Below are 16,628 nucleotides of genomic sequence, written 5' to 3' on the forward strand. Positions count from 1 at the left end.
ACGTGAAACCGCCGCAGTTGCGACGCAATGGAACGGTCATTAAAGTGTCGAATCTGCGCGTCCCCCAAGGAACAGACATGGTGCACCTTTTCCGGACTTCACTCGGTGTGATGGCGCTCGCGGCGGCCGCTGTCGGTGCCGGTGGCGGCGTCCAGGCCGCGAACGGTCCGTTCCTCGCGCACCAGGCGCTTTATGATCTGAGCCTGGTCAAATCGCGCTCCAATTCCATCAACAGCGCGCGTGGCCGCATCCTCTACAATTTCGCCGGCAGTGCTTGCGAAGGCTACACGTCCGAATTCCGCCAGGTCTCCGAGCTCGACAGCGGCGAGGGCAAGGTCACGCTCAGCGATCTCCGCTCCAATTCCTGGGAGGACGCCGCAGGGAAAAGCTACCGCTTCAAGATCGAGACGCGGATGAACGAGACCGAGGCCGGCCTGGTCGACGGCTCGGCGGAGCGCGACGGCGACCACATCAACGTCAAGCTCAAGTTGCCGGCGCCGAAGAATTTCACCCTCGACGGCAAGATCGTGTTTCCGACCGAGCAGATCCAGCACATCATTGCGGCGGCCAAGGACGGCAAATCGCTCCTGGAGCTCTCCGTCTATGACGGCTCCGACGATGGCCAGAAGGTCTACAACACGTTGACCGTGATCGGTCAGCCGATCCCCGCCGAGCGCACAGCTTCGCCCGATCCGTCGACGGCGGACGAGCACATGAAATCGCTGAAGCGCTGGCCGGTGACAGTCAGTTACTTCGACCGCGACGTCCAGCAGAAAGAAGGCGAGCAGACGCCGGTCTATGCGATGTCGTTCGAGCTCTATGAGAACGGCGTCTCCCGCCAGCTCGTGCTCGACTACAACGACTTCGTCATCTCCGGTGCGATGGGCAAGTTCGACGTCAAGGACAGCAAGCCTTGTAATTGAGGGGTGAGGCTAGCCCTCAACGCCGTCTCCGGCTACGCTCTCCCGCGATCACAACCTCCGGGAGCAGCTCCATGCCCAAGCTCGACCATCTCCGCCCCAGCGGCCTGCACCACAATCCCGCTTATTCACACGTTGTCACCGCCTCCGGCGCGCGCACGATCTACATCTCCGGCCAGGTGTCGGTGGACGAGGAGGGACGGATCGTCGGCGAAGGCGATCTCGCCGCGCAGACCACACAGGTGATGCAAAATCTCGGCCATGCATTGAAGGCAGCCGGCGCGAGCTACTCGAACATCGTGAAGATCACGACTTTCGTCGTCGGCTACAAGCCGGAGCTGCGCCCGATCATCGGCAAGGCCCGCTCGGCGTTCTTCGAAGGCATGGAGCCGCCCGCCAGCACGCTCGTTGGAGTCTCCGCGCTTGCCGCGCCGGAGTGGCTGATAGAGATCGAGGCGATCGCGGTCGCGGATTGAAGGCCGGGCTACGGACGCTTGGCTACGGACATGTCGCCCAGGAGCATCAGCGCCTCGTCGGCCCTGTCAGCAGGCACGAAGAGGTGGTCGTGATGGTAGGCCGAAACCGCATTCACGCAGATGCCGGTTTCGGCGAGCCGGGCCGTGATGGCAGCCAGGAAGCCGACCGCATCGAGCGCGGAGTGAACCGTCAGCGTGATCAGGCGCGAGGCGAATGCGTAGCGTAATCCTGCCGCTTCGGCTTCCTCACGCAGGATGACCAGCGTCGTCCCTTCCCGCTCACGGAACATCAGCAGCGGATCGAGCGCTGCGGGAATGCGCTCGTTTGGAGCGATGGTGCAGAACACGAAGATGCCCGGCCGCAGCTCCGGCTTCATGTGTCTCAGCAGCGCAGCAAGATCGCGTTCGGCTGCCATCACTCCTGCGCCTTCTCCGGCCCGTCATACGCGATGCCCCGAATGACGGCGGCGCTGCCGAACTTCTTGCGCAGACTGTCGACGGCCCGCTCGGCATGCGCGGCGCGGCGGTCGAGCATGTCGGTGTCGTCGGCGGGGGAGCCGTCGCGCAGCGCGCTGACGCCGGCGCCCATTAGGCGGAAGGCGGTGCCGTCGATTTCTTTCGCCAGCATCTCGCGGCAGATCGAGAACATCTTTGCAGCAAGCTGCGTCGGCGCTGCGATGGACTGCGAGCGCGTGCGTTGACGGAAGTCGGCGGTCTTCAGTTTCAGCGTGACAGTCGAGCCGGCAAGCTCGCTGCTTTTGAGCCGCGACGACGTCTTCTCGCACAGCCGCCACAGGATCTTCTCCAGCGACGCGAAATCGCGGATGTCGGTTTCGAACGTGGTTTCGCTCGAAATCGTCTTGGCGCCGCGGTCGGCCTCGACGCGGCGGTCGTCGATGCCGCGCGCGAGCCGCCACAGCCTGCGGCCGTCGCTCGGAAATTGCCGCATTAGCTCGATCTCGTCCGCCTTCTGGAGATCGGCGATGCTGCGGAAGCCGCGCTGCACGAGGCGCTCCTGCGTCGCAGGTCCGACGCCAAAAATGAAGCCGACCGGCCTCGAAGCCAGCATCAAACGCGCTTCCTCTTGATCGAGCGCGGCAAAGCCGCGCGGCTTGTCGAGATCGGAGGCGATCTTGGCTAAGAACTTGTTGCAGGACAGGCCGACCGAGACAGAGATGCCGACGTCGCGCTCGACGTCGCGGGCAAAGCGCGCCAGCACCTTGGCCGGGATCATACCGTGCACCCGCTCGGTGCCGGAGAGATCGAGAAAGGCCTCGTCGATCGACAGCGGCTCGACCAGCGGCGTCAGCGCCTGCATGGCCTGACGCACTTCGCGGCCGATGCGGACATACTTCGCCATGTCCGGCCGGATCACGATCGCATGCGGACAGGCTTCCAACGCCCTATACATCGGCATCGCCGAGCGCACGCCATAGGTGCGCGCGATATAGCAGGCGGCCGACACCACGCCGCGCTTGCCACCGCCGATGACGACGGGCTTGTCGGCGATGTCAGGATTGTCGCGCTTCTCGACCGTGGCATAGAAGGCGTCGCAGTCGATATGGGCGATGGTCAGGTTCGCGAGCGCGCGGTGCCGGATGAGGCGAGGGGAGCCGCAGGCGGAACAGCGCCGCACGGCCATATCCAAATCGGCCAGACAATCCCGGCAGAAGCAGCGGGGCCCGGCCGGATCGGAGCTGCTCACGGCACGTCGCGCTCCCAGGTCCGGTCGCCGAGCGCATCGCCAAGCACCTGCCGCGCTGCGGCTACGTTGGTCGGATGCAGTTCCGAGGCCTTGGCAAAGGCCTTCACGGTGTCGTCATCGCGCAGCACGAAATCGAGCACGCTGAGCAGGAAATGGGGGTCCGAGGCGGCGTTCCGGAGCGTCTCCGGGCCGACCCCTGTCTCGGCCAGGAACAGGCCCAGCCGCTCAGGGTCGCCGGCCACAAAGGACAGCGCCTGAATCGCAACGATTTCAGCGACTTCGCGAGGGTTGTGAACAGGCTTTTTCACGGGCCCGGTTTGCCTTTCCGTTAACTTTCAGTGTCTACTTTGGAATATGCCCGAGTCTTGGGAACGAGTCTTGGCCTTGAGTCTTGCGAGCCCGGACAAGCAACTGGAAACCACGTCGCAGAAAGTGGCCCCTCGGGTTTAACGAAACTCAAGCGAATCTGAGGCTAGTTTGAATCCAGTTTTCGAAGCGCCGGAAAGCGGCGCCTGAGGCGTCACATGCATCGGTCTTTGGGACCAAACAGGAGGGCAGGATGGCTAAGACCGTCCTGATCGTGGAAGACAACGAGCTCAACATGAAGCTCTTCCGCGACCTGTTGGAGGCGCACGGCTACCAGACCTCGGGCACCAGCAACGGCTACGAGGCGCTCGACCTCGTGCGCAAGATGCGGCCCGACCTCGTGCTGATGGATATCCAATTGCCGCAGGTCTCGGGGCTCGAGGTGACGCGCTGGATCAAGGACGATCCGGAGCTGCGCGCCATTCCCGTCGTCGCGGTCACGGCCTTCGCGATGAAGGGCGACGAAGAGCGCATCCGCGAGGGCGGCTGCGAAGCCTATTTGTCCAAGCCGATCTCGGTCGGCAAATTCATTGAGACGGTCCGGCGTTTTATCGGATAGGAAGTGAGTTCAAAGTGTCCGCGCGTATCCTCGTCGTCGATGACGTTCCTGCCAACGTCAAGCTGTTAGAGGCCCGTCTCTCCGCCGAATATTTCGACGTGATGACCGCCTCGAACGGCACCGAGGCGCTGGCGCTGGCCCGCCGCGCCGAATGCGACATCATCCTGCTCGACGTGATGATGCCGGACATGGACGGCTTTGAAGTCTGCCGCCGCCTCAAGACCGATCCGGCCACGCACCACATTCCCGTCGTGATGGTCACTGCGCTCGACAGCCCGTCCGACCGCAACCGCGGGCTCGAGGCCGGCGCCGACGATTTTCTGACAAAGCCCGTCTCCGACGTCGTGCTGATCGCGCGCGTGCGTTCGCTGACGCGGCTGAAGATGATGACGGACGAGCTGCGCATGCGCGCCATCACCTCGCTCGAGATAGGCATGCAGGCGCCCGAGCGCAGCGCCATCGCCGATGCAGGCAAGGGCGGCCGCATCCTGCTGGTCGACGACCGGCAGTCGTCCTATGAGCGGCTGGCGACGATCCTCGCCGCCGAGCACACCATCGACGTCGAGCCGAATCCGCCCGAAGCGCTGTTCCACGCCGCCGAGGGCAATTACGATCTCTTGATCGTCTCGCTCGACCTGAACAATTTCGACGGCCTGCGGCTATGCAGCCAGGCCCGCTCGCTGGAGCGCACGCGCCACGTGCCGATCCTGGCGATTGCGGAAGCGGAAAATGCCACGCGGCTGCTCCGCGGCCTCGAGATCGGCGTCAACGATTATCTGCTGCGCCCGATCGACAAGACCGAGCTGTTGGCGCGCGCCCGTACCCAGATCCGTCGCCGCCGCTACACCGATCACTTACGCGACAACGTCCAGAACTCGATCGAAATGGCGATCACCGATGCGCTCACCGGCCTGCACAATCGCCGCTACATGGAGAGCCATCTGGCGACGCTGGCGGAGCAGGCCTCGACCCGCGGCAAGCCGCTGGCGCTGATGATCCTGGACATCGACTATTTCAAGTCGATCAACGACAATTACGGCCACGACGCCGGCGACGATGTGCTGCGCGAATTCGCCGTGCGTGTCCGCAAATCGATCCGCGGCATCGATCTCGCCTGCCGCTATGGCGGTGAGGAGTTCGTCATCGTGATGCCGGAGACCGATCTCCACGTCGCCGGCATGGTCGCCGAGCGTCTGCGCCGCTCGATCGCGGGCGAGCCCTTTGCCGTCCACAAGGGCACCAAGCGCATCGAGGTCACGATCTCGATCGGGCTCACCACGCTGGAGCAGAAGGGCGAGGCGGTCGCCGACGTCCTCAAGCGCGCCGACACCGCGCTTTACCGCGCCAAACACGACGGGCGTAATCGCGTGGTATCGCAAGCGGCGTAAGGCCGGTGGCGCGCGCATTTGCCACGTCGGGCTCGTTGGCAGGATGGCGGCGGTCCTCCAAGCTCCGCTGTCAATCCCCGCGAAGGCGGGGAATCCAGTACGCCGCGGCTGCTCGGCTCAAGCACTACAGTCTCTGGGATACGGGATCACCCGCTTTCGCGGGTGATGACACCGTGAGTTTACGGTGACGACGGTTATTACGGCGTGCGCTTGCTCTTCACCGCTGCCTTCGCCGCATCGCTACCCACATCCACCCCTGCATTCCGCAACAGCACCTTCGCCGCTTCCTTGGCCGCGCGCGCCATCGCGGGGTCGTCACGCACCAAATCTTGCGCGATCGAGCCGTCGACCAGGAGTACCAGCTGCGTTGCGAGCGCATCGGCATCCGCAACACCGAGCTCGGTCAGCCGTTCGCGAAACCAGACGCGGCGGCTTTCCTTGAAGGCGATGGCGATCTTCTTCACCGCGCGGTCCGTCGGCCCGAGCTCGGCGACCGCATTCACGAACGGGCAGCCGCGAAAATCCTTGGCCGCAAAGCGCCGCTCCAGCGAATCGAAGGTGCCGAGAATCTGCTCGGCCGGCGGCTTGTCGGAGGGGCGCTGAGCCACGAAACGGCGCTCCAGGTAGGCGGCAATCAGCGCGTCCTTGGACGGGAAATGGTTGTAGAGCGTGCGCTTGGAGATGCCGATCTCGGCTGCGATGGTGTCGACGCCGATGGCGCGAATGCCTTGCAGATAGAACAGCTTGTCGGCGGTCTCGAGAATCCGCTCTTTCATCCTCTGTGGGGCGGGCGGGCGAGCCATGCGGTGACGAACATCCTCTTCGCTTGACAGCGCCCGCTACCTATAGACTAATTACACAGGTCTGTGTAACCAAAATCAGCGCCAATTGCAGGCGCCGGCACGCGTGCCGTGCCCACGAGGGAGAACAACAATGCCCCTGTTGCAGGTCCTGCGTCCCACGCTTCCCATCCTGATCGGCGCCTCGATCATGCTGACGCTGAGCATGGGGCTGCGGCAGTCGCTCGGCATCTTCACGCAGCCGCTGACGCACGACATCCACCTCTCGGTGTCGGACTTCACGCTGGCGCTGGCGGTGCAGAACCTCGCCTGGGGCTTCCTCCAGCCGCTCGCCGGCGCGATGACCGTGCGCTATGGCTTTCGCTCCATCATGATCGTGGGCGCGCTGATGTACATCGTCGGCCTCATCCTGATGGCGACCGCCAACGGGCTCGTCAGCATCATGATCGGCGCCGGCGTGCTGATCGGCACCTCGCTCGCGTGCACCGCGGCGGCGATCGCGATGTCGGTGGCGGCGCGCGCGGTGCCGGCGACGGTGCGCTCGACCGTGCTCGGCATCGTCTCCGGCGCGGGCTCGCTCGGTGCGCTGCTGTCGGCGCCGATCGGGCAGATGCTCAATGAGGGCTTTGGCTGGCGCATCGGGCTTGCCGGCTTCGTCGTCATGTCGGTGCTGATGATCCCCGCCGCCTGGTATGCCGGCCGTGTCGACGCCATCCCGCTGCCGAAGCCGGCTGCCGACGACATCGGCGATGCCACGGCGGCCTCCGTTGCGAAGTCGGCGTTCGGCAATGCCTCCTTCGTGGTGATGACCTGCGCCTATCTTGTATGCGGCATGCAGCTCGTGTTCCTGACCACACACCTGCCGTCATATCTGGCGATCTGCGGCCTCGATCCGATGCTGAGCGCGCAGACGCTCGGCATGATCGGCGGCTTCAACGTGCTGGGCTCGCTGTTCTTTGGCTGGGCCGGCCAGCGCTGGAACAAGCTGGCGCTGCTCGGCGGCATCTACATCCTGCGCTCGCTCGCGCTTGCCTGGTACTTCATGCTGCCGGCGACGCCGGCCTCGACGCTGCTGTTCGGCGCGATCATGGGCTTCCTCTGGATGGGCGTCGGCCCGCTGGTCGCGGGCGCCGTCGCCGAGATGTTCGGCCTGCGCTGGCAGGCCATTATCCAGGGCCTCGCCTTCATGAGCCACCAGATCGGCAGCTTCCTCGGTGCCTACGGAGGAGGGCTGATCTACGACGCCCTCGGCTCCTACAATATGGCCTGGCGCATCGGCGTCGCGCTCGGGCTGGCCGGCGGCATCATCCAGGTCGCATTCGCGCTGATCCGGCCCTCGCAGCCGCCGGCGCCGGTGTTGCGGACGGCGTAGGCGGTGCATGTGGTCGCTATCGTCAGCTAGCGAGATTTGAGTGGATGCCGCGCTGCTCGGTAGTAATGGGCCGCTGGCGAGCCCTAGCTCACCTCGCTGTGGCTCGACAATCCGCTCTGCGCCCGAAGCGGTACTCAGCATCGCGCCTCGATCGCCTTGCTGATCTCCTCGGGCGCGGCGAAAATCACGTCCGCGCGATCTCCCAGCATTCCGGCGGGCACGATGGCGGGCGCACCGCTCTGCGGTCCGTCTTCGCTGGAATCCGTCTTCAGGCGCAGATTGCGGTCCCAGAAGTGGCGGGTTTTGCCGTCGCCCGTGGTGACGCGATAGGTGTCCCGGCAGTGGGTGATTCCCGTCACGTGCCGCGCGGGGGCCAGGTTCTTCAGATTGGGGGCGGTGCCGCCCATCATTCCACCCATCATGCCGCCCATCCCGTTCATGCGGTTTTCGGCGGTTCGCTCCGGCGCGGCCCCCGGTTTGGTGGCCTCCTTGAGAAAAGCCAACAGATCCGCGCGGACGCGTGCGTCCTTGATGCCTTCGAAGGGCATCTCGTTGTCGGGCACCGTGCGCTCCGGATCGGTCAGCCAGGCGTCGAGCGAGCGGTCGTCCCAGATGATCCCCGAAGCTTTCAGGGCATCTGAATAGCGATCGAAGCTCGGCAGACTTCCTGCTTTCCGTCCCCAGAGATTCGCCAAGCTCGGTCCGGTCATATTGCGATCCGGGCTGAGCAAGTGACAGGGCGCGCAGGCCCGAAAATCCCGCTCCCCGCGGGCGGCGCTGTCCTGCTGCGCGCGAGCTGGCCAAGAGGCAATGGCAATCGCGAGTGCGACGAAGAGAGGGCGACGCATGTTCAACCTCCTCTGTTCGGGAAGAACAGGTATTTGATCAGGGCGGCCGCCCCCAGCGCGAGCACGATGACGACCAGGACTGCGATCAGTCCCATGCCGCCCATCATTCCTGGCATCATGTCGTGCATCATGGTTCACCTCATTCAGCTGGCTCCGGGATCCGTATTTTCCTTGTGGTGGCCTTCGGCTTGGTCCGCGGTTGCGGCTTGCCGGCGGGAGGCAACCGGAAGCCCTTGACCAGCCCGAAGATCGCCGGGATCACGATCAGCGTGAGCAGGGTCGAGGAAATCGTGCCTCCGATCATCGGCACGGCGATCCGCTGCATGATCTCGGAGCCGGTGCCGGTACTCCACATGATCGGCAGCAGTCCCGCCATGATGGCCACCACCGTCATCATCTTCGGCCGGACACGCTCGACCGCGCCCTCCATGATGGCATCGCGGAGATCGCTACGGCTCAACGTCTGTCCCTCGACGACACGGCGCTCGCTGATCTCCGCGAGCGCCTGGTTGAGGTAGATCAGCATCACGACCCCGGTCTCGGCGGCGACGCCCGCAAGCGCGATGAAGCCGACCGCGACCGCGACCGACAGATTGAACCCGAGCCACCACATCAGCCACAGCCCGCCGACCAGTGCGAACGGCAGCGAGAGCATGACGATCATCGTCTCGGTGACCGACCTGAAATTCAAATAGAGCAGCAGGAAGATGATGAGCAGGGTCGCCGGCACGACGATCTTCAGACGAGCCGTGGCCCGTTCAAGGTATTCGTACTGTCCGCTCCAGACCACGTAATAGCCCGGCGGAAACTGAACGCTCGCCTGGACGGCGCGCTGCGCGTCTGCGACATAGCCGCCGAGGTCGCGATCGCGGATGTCGACATAGATGTAGGTCGCGAGTTGGGCGTTCTCCGTCCGGATCGAGCTCGGGCCGCGCGCGAGTCGGACGCTGGCGATTTCCCCCAGCGGCACCGCCCCTCCGGCCGGCATTGGGACGAGGATATCGCTTGAGATCTTCTTCGGGTCGTCGCGGAGATCGCGGGGATAGCGCATATTCACCGTGAAGCGCTGCCGGCCCTCGACTGTGGTCGTGACCGCCTGCCCGCCAAGCGCGGTTGCGATCGTGTCCTGGACGTCCTGAATCATGATGCCATAGCGCGCGAGCGCCGACCGGTCGGGCGTGATCTCCAGGTAGTAGCCGCCGAGGCTGCGCTCGGCATAGGCCGAGGACGTGCCCTGCACCGCCTTCAGCACCTGCTCGATCTGCTTGGCGAGCTTGTCGATCTCGACGAGATCGGTGCCCATAACCTTGACGCCGACCGGCGTCCGGATGCCGGTCGAGAGCATGTCGATGCGCGCCTTGATCGGCATGGTCCAGGCATTCGACACGCCGGGGAACTGCAGCGCCTTGTCCATCTCGGCGACCAGTCCGTCGATGGTGACGCCGGCGCGCCACTGCTCCTTCGGCTTCAGATTGACGATCGTCTCGAACATCTCGGTCGGCGCCGGATCGGTCGACGTCGAAGCGCGACCGGCCTTGCCGTAGACCGAAGCGACCTCGGGAAAGGAACGGATAATTCGATCCTGAGTCTGCATCAGTTCGGCGGCCTTCGTGACCGAGATTCCGGGCAGCGTGGTCGGCATGTAGAGCAGCGTGCCTTCGTTGAGGTTGGGCATGAACTCGGTGCCGAGCTGGCGCGCCGGCCAGATCGTGACGGCGAGCGCCGCGAGCGCGAGCATGACGACGAGAGTTTTCGCCTGCAGCACGCCCTTGATGACCGGGCGGTAGATCCAGATCAGGAAGCGGTTGATCGGATTTCTGTGCTCCGGAACGATGCGCCCGCGGACGAAGATCACCATCAGCGCCGGCACCAGGGTGATCGACAGCAGCGCCGCCGCCGCCATCGAGAATGTCTTGGTGAAGGCAAGCGGGCTGAACAGCCGTCCTTCCTGCGATTCCAGCGTGAAGATTGGCAGGAACGAAACGGTGATGATCAACAGGCTGAAGAACAACGCCGGTCCCACCTCGGAGGCGGCCTCGACGAGGATCGCGACGCGGGACTTGCCGGGCTCGGCGCGCTCCAGGTGCTTGTGGGCGTTTTCGATCATGACGATTGCGGCGTCGATCATGGCGCCGATGGCGATGGCGATGCCGCCCAGGCTCATGATGTTGGAGCCGATTCCGAGCAGCTTCATCGCTCCGAACGCCATAAGGACACCGACCGGCAGCATCAGGATCGCGACCAGCGCGCTGCGGACATGCAGCAGGAAGACGATGCAGACGAGCGCGACGACGAGACTTTCCTCGAACAGCGTATGCCTGAGCGTGTCGACGGCCGCGTAGATGAGGTTCGACCTGTCGTAGACCGGCACGATCTCGACGGATTTGGGCAGGCTGGTCGCGATCTCCTTGAACCGCTTCTTGACGTTTTCGATGACGTCGAGCGCGTTCATGCCGAAGCGCTGCAGCACGATGCCGCCGGCGACCTCTCCCTCGCCGTTCAGTTCCGCGATACCTCGCCGCTCGTCCGGACCGAGTTCGACCCGGGAGACGTCCCGCAGCAGGACGGGCGTCCCACCGTCGTTCTTGAGCACGATGTTGCCGAGATCATCGATGCTCTTGAGATAGCCCTTGCCTCGGATGACGTACTCGAACTCGGATAGCTCCACAGTACGTCCGCCGACATCGGCGTTGCTGGCGCGGATCGCGTCACGGACCTTCTGCATGGTGATGCCGAGATCGCGCATCCGCTGCGCGTCGAGGACCACGTTGTACTGCTTGACGAATCCGCCGATGCCCGCGACTTCGGCGACGCCTTCGGCCTTTGCCAAAGCGAATTTGAGATTCCAATCCTGGATCGTTCGCGTGTCGGCGAGATTGAGCTCTTTGGACATCACGGCGTACTGGTAGACCCAACCTACGCCGGTCGCATCCGGGCCGATGGTCGGCGCCACTCCCGGCGGCAACCTCGAGGTCGCCGAGTTCAGGAATTCGAGGACCCGGGAGCGGGCCCAGTAGATGTCGGTGCCGTCCTCGAAGATCACGTAGACGAACGAGACGCCGAAGAAGGAGAAGCCGCGCACGACCTTCGATTTCGGGACCGTCAACATCGCGGTGGCGAGCGGATAAGTGACCTGATCCTCGATCACCTGAGGCGCCTGACCCGGATATTCCGTGTAGACGATCACCTGGGTATCGGAGAGGTCAGGTATGGCGTCGAGCGGCAGATGGACGAGCGCGTAGACGCCGGCCGCGGCGGCGAAGCCGGTCCCGAACAGGACCAGCAGAAGGTTGCGCGCCGACCAGACGATGATGCGGGCGATCATGGGCGCGCCTCCTTGCCTGACGGCTGGTTGGATTGACTGCTGGTCTCCGTGAAGCCCTTGAGCGCGGCCTTCAGGTTGCTCTCGGCGTCGATCAGGAAATTAGCGGAAGTCACGACCGCGTCGCTTTCGGCGACCCCGTCCGTGACTTCGACGTAGCCGCCACCGCGCCGGCCAAGCTTGACCTCGCGCGGTTCGAAGCGGCCGTCGCCCTTGTCGATCAGGACCGCCTGGCGTGTGCCGCTGTCGAGGACGGCGCTTTCGGGCACCGCGAGCACCGGGTCCGGTGTGCCGGTTTCGATCTCCGCATCGACGTACATTTCCGGCCGCAGCGCCTCGTCGGGATTAGGCAGTTCGACGCGGATGCGGGCGGTGCGGGTCTGCGTCATCAGATGCGGATAGATCAGCGACACGTCACCCGTGAAGGTCCGGCCGGCCAGGCCGCGCGGCCGGATCGTCACCTTCGTTCCGACTGTGATCTGAGGCAGATCGCGCTCGGCCACGTCGATGAGCACCCAGACGAGTTGATGATCCGCGATTCGGAACAGCACGTCGCCGGGTCCCGCCCGCATGCCGTTCACGGCGTTGCGCTCGAGGATCTCGCCGTCCTGCGGTGAGAGCCACGGAATCGAAAGCGAGATCTCGCGCGTGCGTTCAAGCTCCTTGATCGCCGTTTCAGGCGTTGCCAGATTCTTCAGCCGGCGCCGGGCGCCCTTCAGATCCTTTCCAGTCGCGCCCGCGTTGATCGCGGAGAGATACTCGGCGGCGGCGCTGGAAAGCGCCGGGCTGTACACGTTCATGAGGGCTTGTCCCTTGTGGACGTGATCACCGGTCGTCACGTTCGCGACGCTCTCGACGAATCCCTCGAACCGCAGCGCGACGACAGAAACGCGCCGCTCATCCTCCTTGACGACCCCGGGGGCCCGGATGATCGATCTGATCGCTTGCCGCACCACCGGCGCGGATTTTGCGCCGGTACGCTGAATCTTGCCCGGCGAGAGCTTCACGGAGCCGTCGTCGGTGTCCTCGCCTTCGTAGACGGGGATGTAGTCCATCCCCATCGAATCCTTCTTCGGCGCCGGCGAGGTATCCGGAAGCCCCATCGGATTGCGGTAGTATTTGATCTTGCGTTCGGCCTTCGCCTCAGCCGGCTTTGCTTCGGTCGGCGCCTCCTCGGGGGCATCGAAACTGATGTCGGCGCTCGCCGGCACGCCGCGCCAGTCGCGCCCATCCGGCGTCTTCTTCGGCGCGAGCGAGTAGAACGGCCTTCCGTCCGGATCCTGAAAATAGATCGTGGCGCCGACCTCGGCGGCAGCGACTGAGGTGGTGGCGCCGGCGGGTGGATTCACGCGCAGAATCTCTCCTGCGGAAAAGGCGGCGCCGGCCGCTGCGATCATCGCAGCCGCCGCGCCCAGGGCGAGGGCGCGGTTCATTTCTGCGCCGTGACGACGAGCTTGCTTTCGACGGTACCGGTCTCGCCCTGCACCTTGGCACCGAGAGATAACTGCCAGCGGCCCGCCATGCTGAAATTGGCCTTGAACCGATACGTGCCGGGCTCCGTCCCCGGCAGAGGTGTCACCTTCGTGACCATCTCCTGCATACCGTCCGGTGCCATGTCGAGCCGGGAAGCGAAGATGACGGCGTCCGATACCGGCTTGCCCGTCTTCTTGTTCATCAGCTTGACGGTGACGATCTTGTCGGCGCCGGCCTGGACGGAGGGGTCCATGAGCTGGAATTCGTAGTCCTTGATGTCGGCGAAGGCGAACCTCGGCGCTCCCACCAGCGAGAGTCCGATCAGCGCGGCCGCAGCGGCACGCGCACGTATAGCGGTCTTCATGATTGTAGTCCTCGAAACGTCTGATCTGGCCGAAAACGGCATGCGAAAGGACGCCCGCCCTTGCGCAGCGCGCGTCAACGTTCCGGCGGCAGCACGCCGGTCAGACGATCGTTCGAGGTGGGTAGTCCGGCGGGTGCGCGCCCAGCCCCGTCGATCAGCAGATCGTCGGGCAGAGCGAAGGCGTTAAGCGAGACGATGCGATCGACCAGCGCGCTGCCGCTATTGCGCGGAGGCATGGTGATGGTCAGCATGCACAGGGCAACGAAGGGACAGGATCCGCAATCCCCGGCTTTCTGGTCCTGTTGGGGACAGCACGGCATGTCGCCGGCCATCGCCTGCATCTCGCCGTCGACAGCCGCCATTTGCGACGCCGCCATCGCCGGTGCCGACAAAGGCGTCGCGACGAGCGCCGCCGCCACGGCGAGAGCAATCAGCCAGTTGAAGACCTTCCTCGGATCCATGACGCCTTTTCCCACGGCAAGAGCGACCGTGCAAATCGTTTGATGATCACGATCGCGCCAGATTCTCCGGTGTGGATGGCCTTTTGGGCCCATCGCCGACATCGAGCGACCCGGCCTCAACGTCGTCTTCGCGCATGACGGGCGCGACAATTCCAGAAGGACACGCCGGTACTCAAGGCTGCGTAGCGCGAGCGGAGCCAAAACGAAAAATCAAGCAGGGAGGAGTGAAGCCTGATCCTGCCTTGACCGCCATGCTGCAACCAGGCTTTCCAACTCGCGGCGAACGTCGCCCACCACGCTTGCCCAGTCGCCTCGCTTGGGCTGCCTGAACAGCCGCATCGATTGATACCATGGACTGTCGCTGCGATTGAGCAGCCAGCGCCAATCCGGGTTGAAGGGCACCATCGTCCAGACCGGAGTGCCGAGCGCGCCGGCGAGGTGAACGACGCTGGTGTCGACGGAGATGACCAGATCGAGGCAGGACATCAGCGCCGCTGTCTCGCTGAAATCCGTCAGTTGCTCCGTCAGATCGACGATGTCTGAGCGCGCGTTCAGGAACGCCCGGTCTTGATCCCGGACGCCTTTTTGCAAGGAGACGAACTGGACGTCGCAACCGAGCAGCGGCGCAAGCGTGCGCAGGGACATCGATCGATTGTGATCGTTCTTGTGATCCGGATTGCCTGACCAGACAAGACCGACGCGGAAGCGATTGTGAGGACCAAGCCCGCCTTCAAGTCGGTCTTGCCACGCCTTCATGCGCGCCGCGGGGGGCGCAGGGATGTATCCTTGCGCGAACGGGATCGTATCGAGCCGTGTCCCGAACGCCAATGGCAGCGTTCCCAATGGGCAGTGCAGGTCGAATGCCGGCGGAGACGATCGGCCGACACACTCTGCGACCCCGGTGATGCCGCCCAGAAGCTGCTGGATCGGCGGTTCGACCTCCAGGATGACCTTGGCTCCGAGCGCGGCCACCATCGGCACATAGCGGGCGAACTGAATCGCATCGCCTAGTCCCTCGTCGGAGTGCAGCAAGATGGTCTTGCCTTCGAGCGGCTGGTCACCGCGCCAAAGGGCTTGCGAAAAGCCGCGATCGACCAGACCGACAGACGGAAGCTGCCAGCGCGCTTCGCGCGCGCGCCAGCCGCGCTCGAAGTCGCCGGTCAGAAGTTGAAGCGTCGCCAGATAGAACAGCGTCTGCGCATCGTTGGGAGCGGCCGCCAGCGATCTCTGCAGGGTCGCGAACGCCTCATCCAGCAATTGCAGATGCAGCAAGACCACGGCCTTGTTGTTGAGCACGGCATGAAAATCCGGTCGAAGGGCGAGCGCCCGATCGAAGCAGGCAAAGGCCTGCTCCAGTCGGTCAAACCGCCAATGCAGCAGGCCGAGGTTGTTGTGCGTCTCTGCGAGGCTCGGATCCAGCGCAATGGACTTTTCGTAGTCGGCCTCCGCATCGTCGAAGCGGCTCACCGCCGAGAGGCACACGGCGCGCATTTGATACAGGGCTGCGGAATTTGAGTTCAGCTTCTCGGCGGCGTCGAAGCACTTTACCGCTTCCGCGTGCCGGCCGAGTTCGAGCAGCAGCATGCCGCAATTGTGCGCGGCCTCCCAATATCGCGGATTGAGCTTCAAGGCCTGCTGCAAATGCAGCACAGCCTCGTCCTTGCGCCCGAGTTGCCAGAGCAGATTGCCGAGATGATTCCAGAGGCCCGCATCATCAGGTCTAAGGCTCAGGGCCTGGCTGTAGTGTTGCCGTGCGTCCTCGAGCCGGCCCTGCCGCTCCAGCACCGTGGCGAGGCTCAGGAGATATTCGGCCTTCGGGGCTTGGCGGACCGCGCGCCCGATCCATTCCACGGCCGCGTCAGGCTGCTGCGCGTGAAAACAAAGCACGCCCAGCAAATGGAGGGCATCCGGGTGCTGCTCGTCCAGCGTCAGCGCTTGCTGGCAACACAGCTCGGCCTCGGCAAGTCGTCCCGATTGAAGATGCGTGAAGCCCGCCTGACAAAGCGCCGCCGGCGTGACTTGTCCGGATTGTTTGGCCGCGATCCGGCGCTCTCTGCGATTCATGAACGGCTGGAAATTGTCGCGCTCCGGGCTGATGACTTGGAGCGGTGGAAGTCGTTGCAGCCTCGCAAGGCAGCGAGGCTACTCCTTCTAACCATGCCAGGATTTCGCGAGGCTGGCGGCGCGTCGCCAATCGCCGCGGGTCACCCCGCTCTCGTGCCCCGGACGAGACGGGCACCACAAAATAGAACGGGGCCCGAAAGGGCCCCGTAAAACGCTTTAACGCTTCGCCGATCTTACTTAATCTTGGCTTCCTTGAATTCGACGTGCTTGCGCGCGACCGGATCGTACTTCTTCTTGACCAGCTTGTCGGTCATGGTGCGCGAATTCTTCTTGGCGACGTAGTAGAAGCCGGTGTCAGCCGAGGACACGAGCTTGACCTTGATGGTGACCGCTTTGGCCATGTTCTGAACCTCAGAATATTGGGGAATCTGGAGCCGGCCAAACGGCCCGCGTTGGCCGGCAACCTAGCCAGAAACCGCCTGATGTCAAGGTTTTAGCGGCCCAAAACCA

Annotated in this window: 17 protein-coding genes; 5 read left to right on the forward strand and 12 right to left on the reverse strand. The window is 64.2% G+C overall.

Features of this window, described 5'->3' with window-relative positions:
* Nucleotides 1-77: 77 nt before the first annotated feature.
* Entirely contained in the window at nucleotides 78-923 is an 846-nt protein-coding gene (locus tag JJC00_RS17725) for a cell envelope integrity EipB family protein (protein WP_200473764.1), read from the forward strand.
* A gap of 71 nt (nucleotides 924-994) precedes the next feature.
* Nucleotides 995-1,396 carry a RidA family protein gene (locus JJC00_RS17730; protein ID WP_200473765.1) on the forward strand — a complete coding sequence of 134 codons (402 nt, stop codon included), beginning with the start codon at nucleotides 995-997 and terminating at the stop codon, nucleotides 1,394-1,396.
* 8 nt (nucleotides 1,397-1,404) lie between these two features.
* On the opposite strand, the gene JJC00_RS17735 is transcribed toward JJC00_RS17730, so the two are convergent.
* Genes JJC00_RS17735 through JJC00_RS17745 form a run of 3 tightly spaced genes read right to left on the reverse strand, consistent with a single transcriptional unit; the run spans nucleotide 1,405 to nucleotide 3,409 of the window.
* Complete coding sequence (locus JJC00_RS17735) at nucleotides 1,405-1,812, reverse strand: ACT domain-containing protein (RefSeq protein WP_200473766.1); 408 nt, start codon at nucleotides 1,810-1,812, stop codon at nucleotides 1,405-1,407.
* A complete protein-coding gene (locus JJC00_RS17740; RefSeq protein ID WP_433996511.1) occupies nucleotides 1,812-3,038 on the reverse strand; it encodes a DNA polymerase IV in 1,227 nt (408 codons plus the stop codon). Before JJC00_RS17740 ends, JJC00_RS17735 begins: the two co-directional genes overlap by 1 nt.
* A 59-nt stretch (nucleotides 3,039-3,097) precedes the next feature.
* On the reverse strand, nucleotides 3,098-3,409 hold the full coding sequence (locus JJC00_RS17745) for a DUF3572 domain-containing protein (protein ID WP_027530048.1): 312 nt from the start codon (nucleotides 3,407-3,409) through the stop codon (nucleotides 3,098-3,100).
* Between the two features lie 251 nt (nucleotides 3,410-3,660).
* Between JJC00_RS17745 and JJC00_RS17750 the strand changes: the two genes are divergently transcribed.
* Complete coding sequence (locus JJC00_RS17750) at nucleotides 3,661-4,026, forward strand: response regulator (protein WP_008566616.1); 366 nt, start codon at nucleotides 3,661-3,663, stop codon at nucleotides 4,024-4,026.
* A gap of 14 nt (nucleotides 4,027-4,040) precedes the next feature.
* A complete protein-coding gene (locus JJC00_RS17755) occupies nucleotides 4,041-5,414 on the forward strand; it encodes a PleD family two-component system response regulator (RefSeq protein WP_200473768.1) in 1,374 nt (457 codons plus the stop codon).
* A 197-nt stretch (nucleotides 5,415-5,611) separates the two neighbouring features.
* Here JJC00_RS17755 and JJC00_RS17760 read toward each other — a convergent pair whose 3' ends face one another.
* Nucleotides 5,612-6,217 (reverse strand): TetR/AcrR family transcriptional regulator, encoded by a 606-nt coding sequence (locus JJC00_RS17760; protein WP_200473769.1) that lies wholly within the window; start codon nucleotides 6,215-6,217, stop codon nucleotides 5,612-5,614.
* A 130-nt stretch (nucleotides 6,218-6,347) separates the two neighbouring features.
* On the opposite strand from JJC00_RS17760, the gene JJC00_RS17765 reads away from it, so the two are divergent.
* The gene (locus JJC00_RS17765; RefSeq protein ID WP_200473770.1) at nucleotides 6,348-7,586 is read left to right on the forward strand and encodes an MFS transporter; all 1,239 of its coding nucleotides are present in this window, start codon (nucleotides 6,348-6,350) and stop codon (nucleotides 7,584-7,586) included.
* 134 nt (nucleotides 7,587-7,720) lie between these two features.
* Here JJC00_RS17765 and JJC00_RS17770 read toward each other — a convergent pair whose 3' ends face one another.
* The 8 genes from JJC00_RS17770 to rpmG form a co-directional block, all read right to left on the reverse strand.
* Nucleotides 7,721-8,434, reverse strand: a complete 714-nt coding sequence (locus JJC00_RS17770; protein WP_200473771.1) for a c-type cytochrome — start codon at nucleotides 8,432-8,434, stop codon at nucleotides 7,721-7,723.
* Between the two features lie 2 nt (nucleotides 8,435-8,436).
* Nucleotides 8,437-8,565: a hypothetical protein gene (locus JJC00_RS38605; RefSeq protein ID WP_283816820.1), complete on the reverse strand. Its 129-nt coding sequence runs from the start codon at nucleotides 8,563-8,565 to the stop codon at nucleotides 8,437-8,439.
* Between the two features lie 8 nt (nucleotides 8,566-8,573).
* Nucleotides 8,574-11,759 carry an efflux RND transporter permease subunit gene (locus tag JJC00_RS17775; RefSeq protein ID WP_200473772.1) on the reverse strand — a complete coding sequence of 1,062 codons (3,186 nt, stop codon included), beginning with the start codon at nucleotides 11,757-11,759 and terminating at the stop codon, nucleotides 8,574-8,576.
* The gene (locus JJC00_RS17780) at nucleotides 11,756-13,189 is read right to left on the reverse strand and encodes an efflux RND transporter periplasmic adaptor subunit (RefSeq protein WP_200473773.1); all 1,434 of its coding nucleotides are present in this window, start codon (nucleotides 13,187-13,189) and stop codon (nucleotides 11,756-11,758) included. Before JJC00_RS17780 ends, JJC00_RS17775 begins: the two co-directional genes overlap by 4 nt.
* Entirely contained in the window at nucleotides 13,186-13,593 is a 408-nt protein-coding gene (locus JJC00_RS17785) for a FixH family protein (RefSeq protein ID WP_200473774.1), read from the reverse strand. Before JJC00_RS17785 ends, JJC00_RS17780 begins: the two co-directional genes overlap by 4 nt.
* A 74-nt stretch (nucleotides 13,594-13,667) precedes the next feature.
* Nucleotides 13,668-14,156: a hypothetical protein gene (locus tag JJC00_RS17790; RefSeq protein WP_200473775.1), complete on the reverse strand. Its 489-nt coding sequence runs from the start codon at nucleotides 14,154-14,156 to the stop codon at nucleotides 13,668-13,670.
* A gap of 108 nt (nucleotides 14,157-14,264) precedes the next feature.
* On the reverse strand, nucleotides 14,265-16,118 hold the full coding sequence (locus tag JJC00_RS17795) for a tetratricopeptide repeat protein (RefSeq protein ID WP_200473776.1): 1,854 nt from the start codon (nucleotides 16,116-16,118) through the stop codon (nucleotides 14,265-14,267).
* 233 nt (nucleotides 16,119-16,351) lie between these two features.
* Entirely contained in the window at nucleotides 16,352-16,519 is a 168-nt protein-coding gene (gene rpmG / locus JJC00_RS17800) for a 50S ribosomal protein L33 (protein ID WP_057756569.1), read from the reverse strand.
* Between the last annotated feature and the right edge of the window lie 109 nt (nucleotides 16,520-16,628).

The organism is Bradyrhizobium diazoefficiens, assembly GCF_016616885.1.
Lineage (GTDB): Bacteria > Pseudomonadota > Alphaproteobacteria > Rhizobiales > Xanthobacteraceae > Bradyrhizobium > Bradyrhizobium diazoefficiens_F.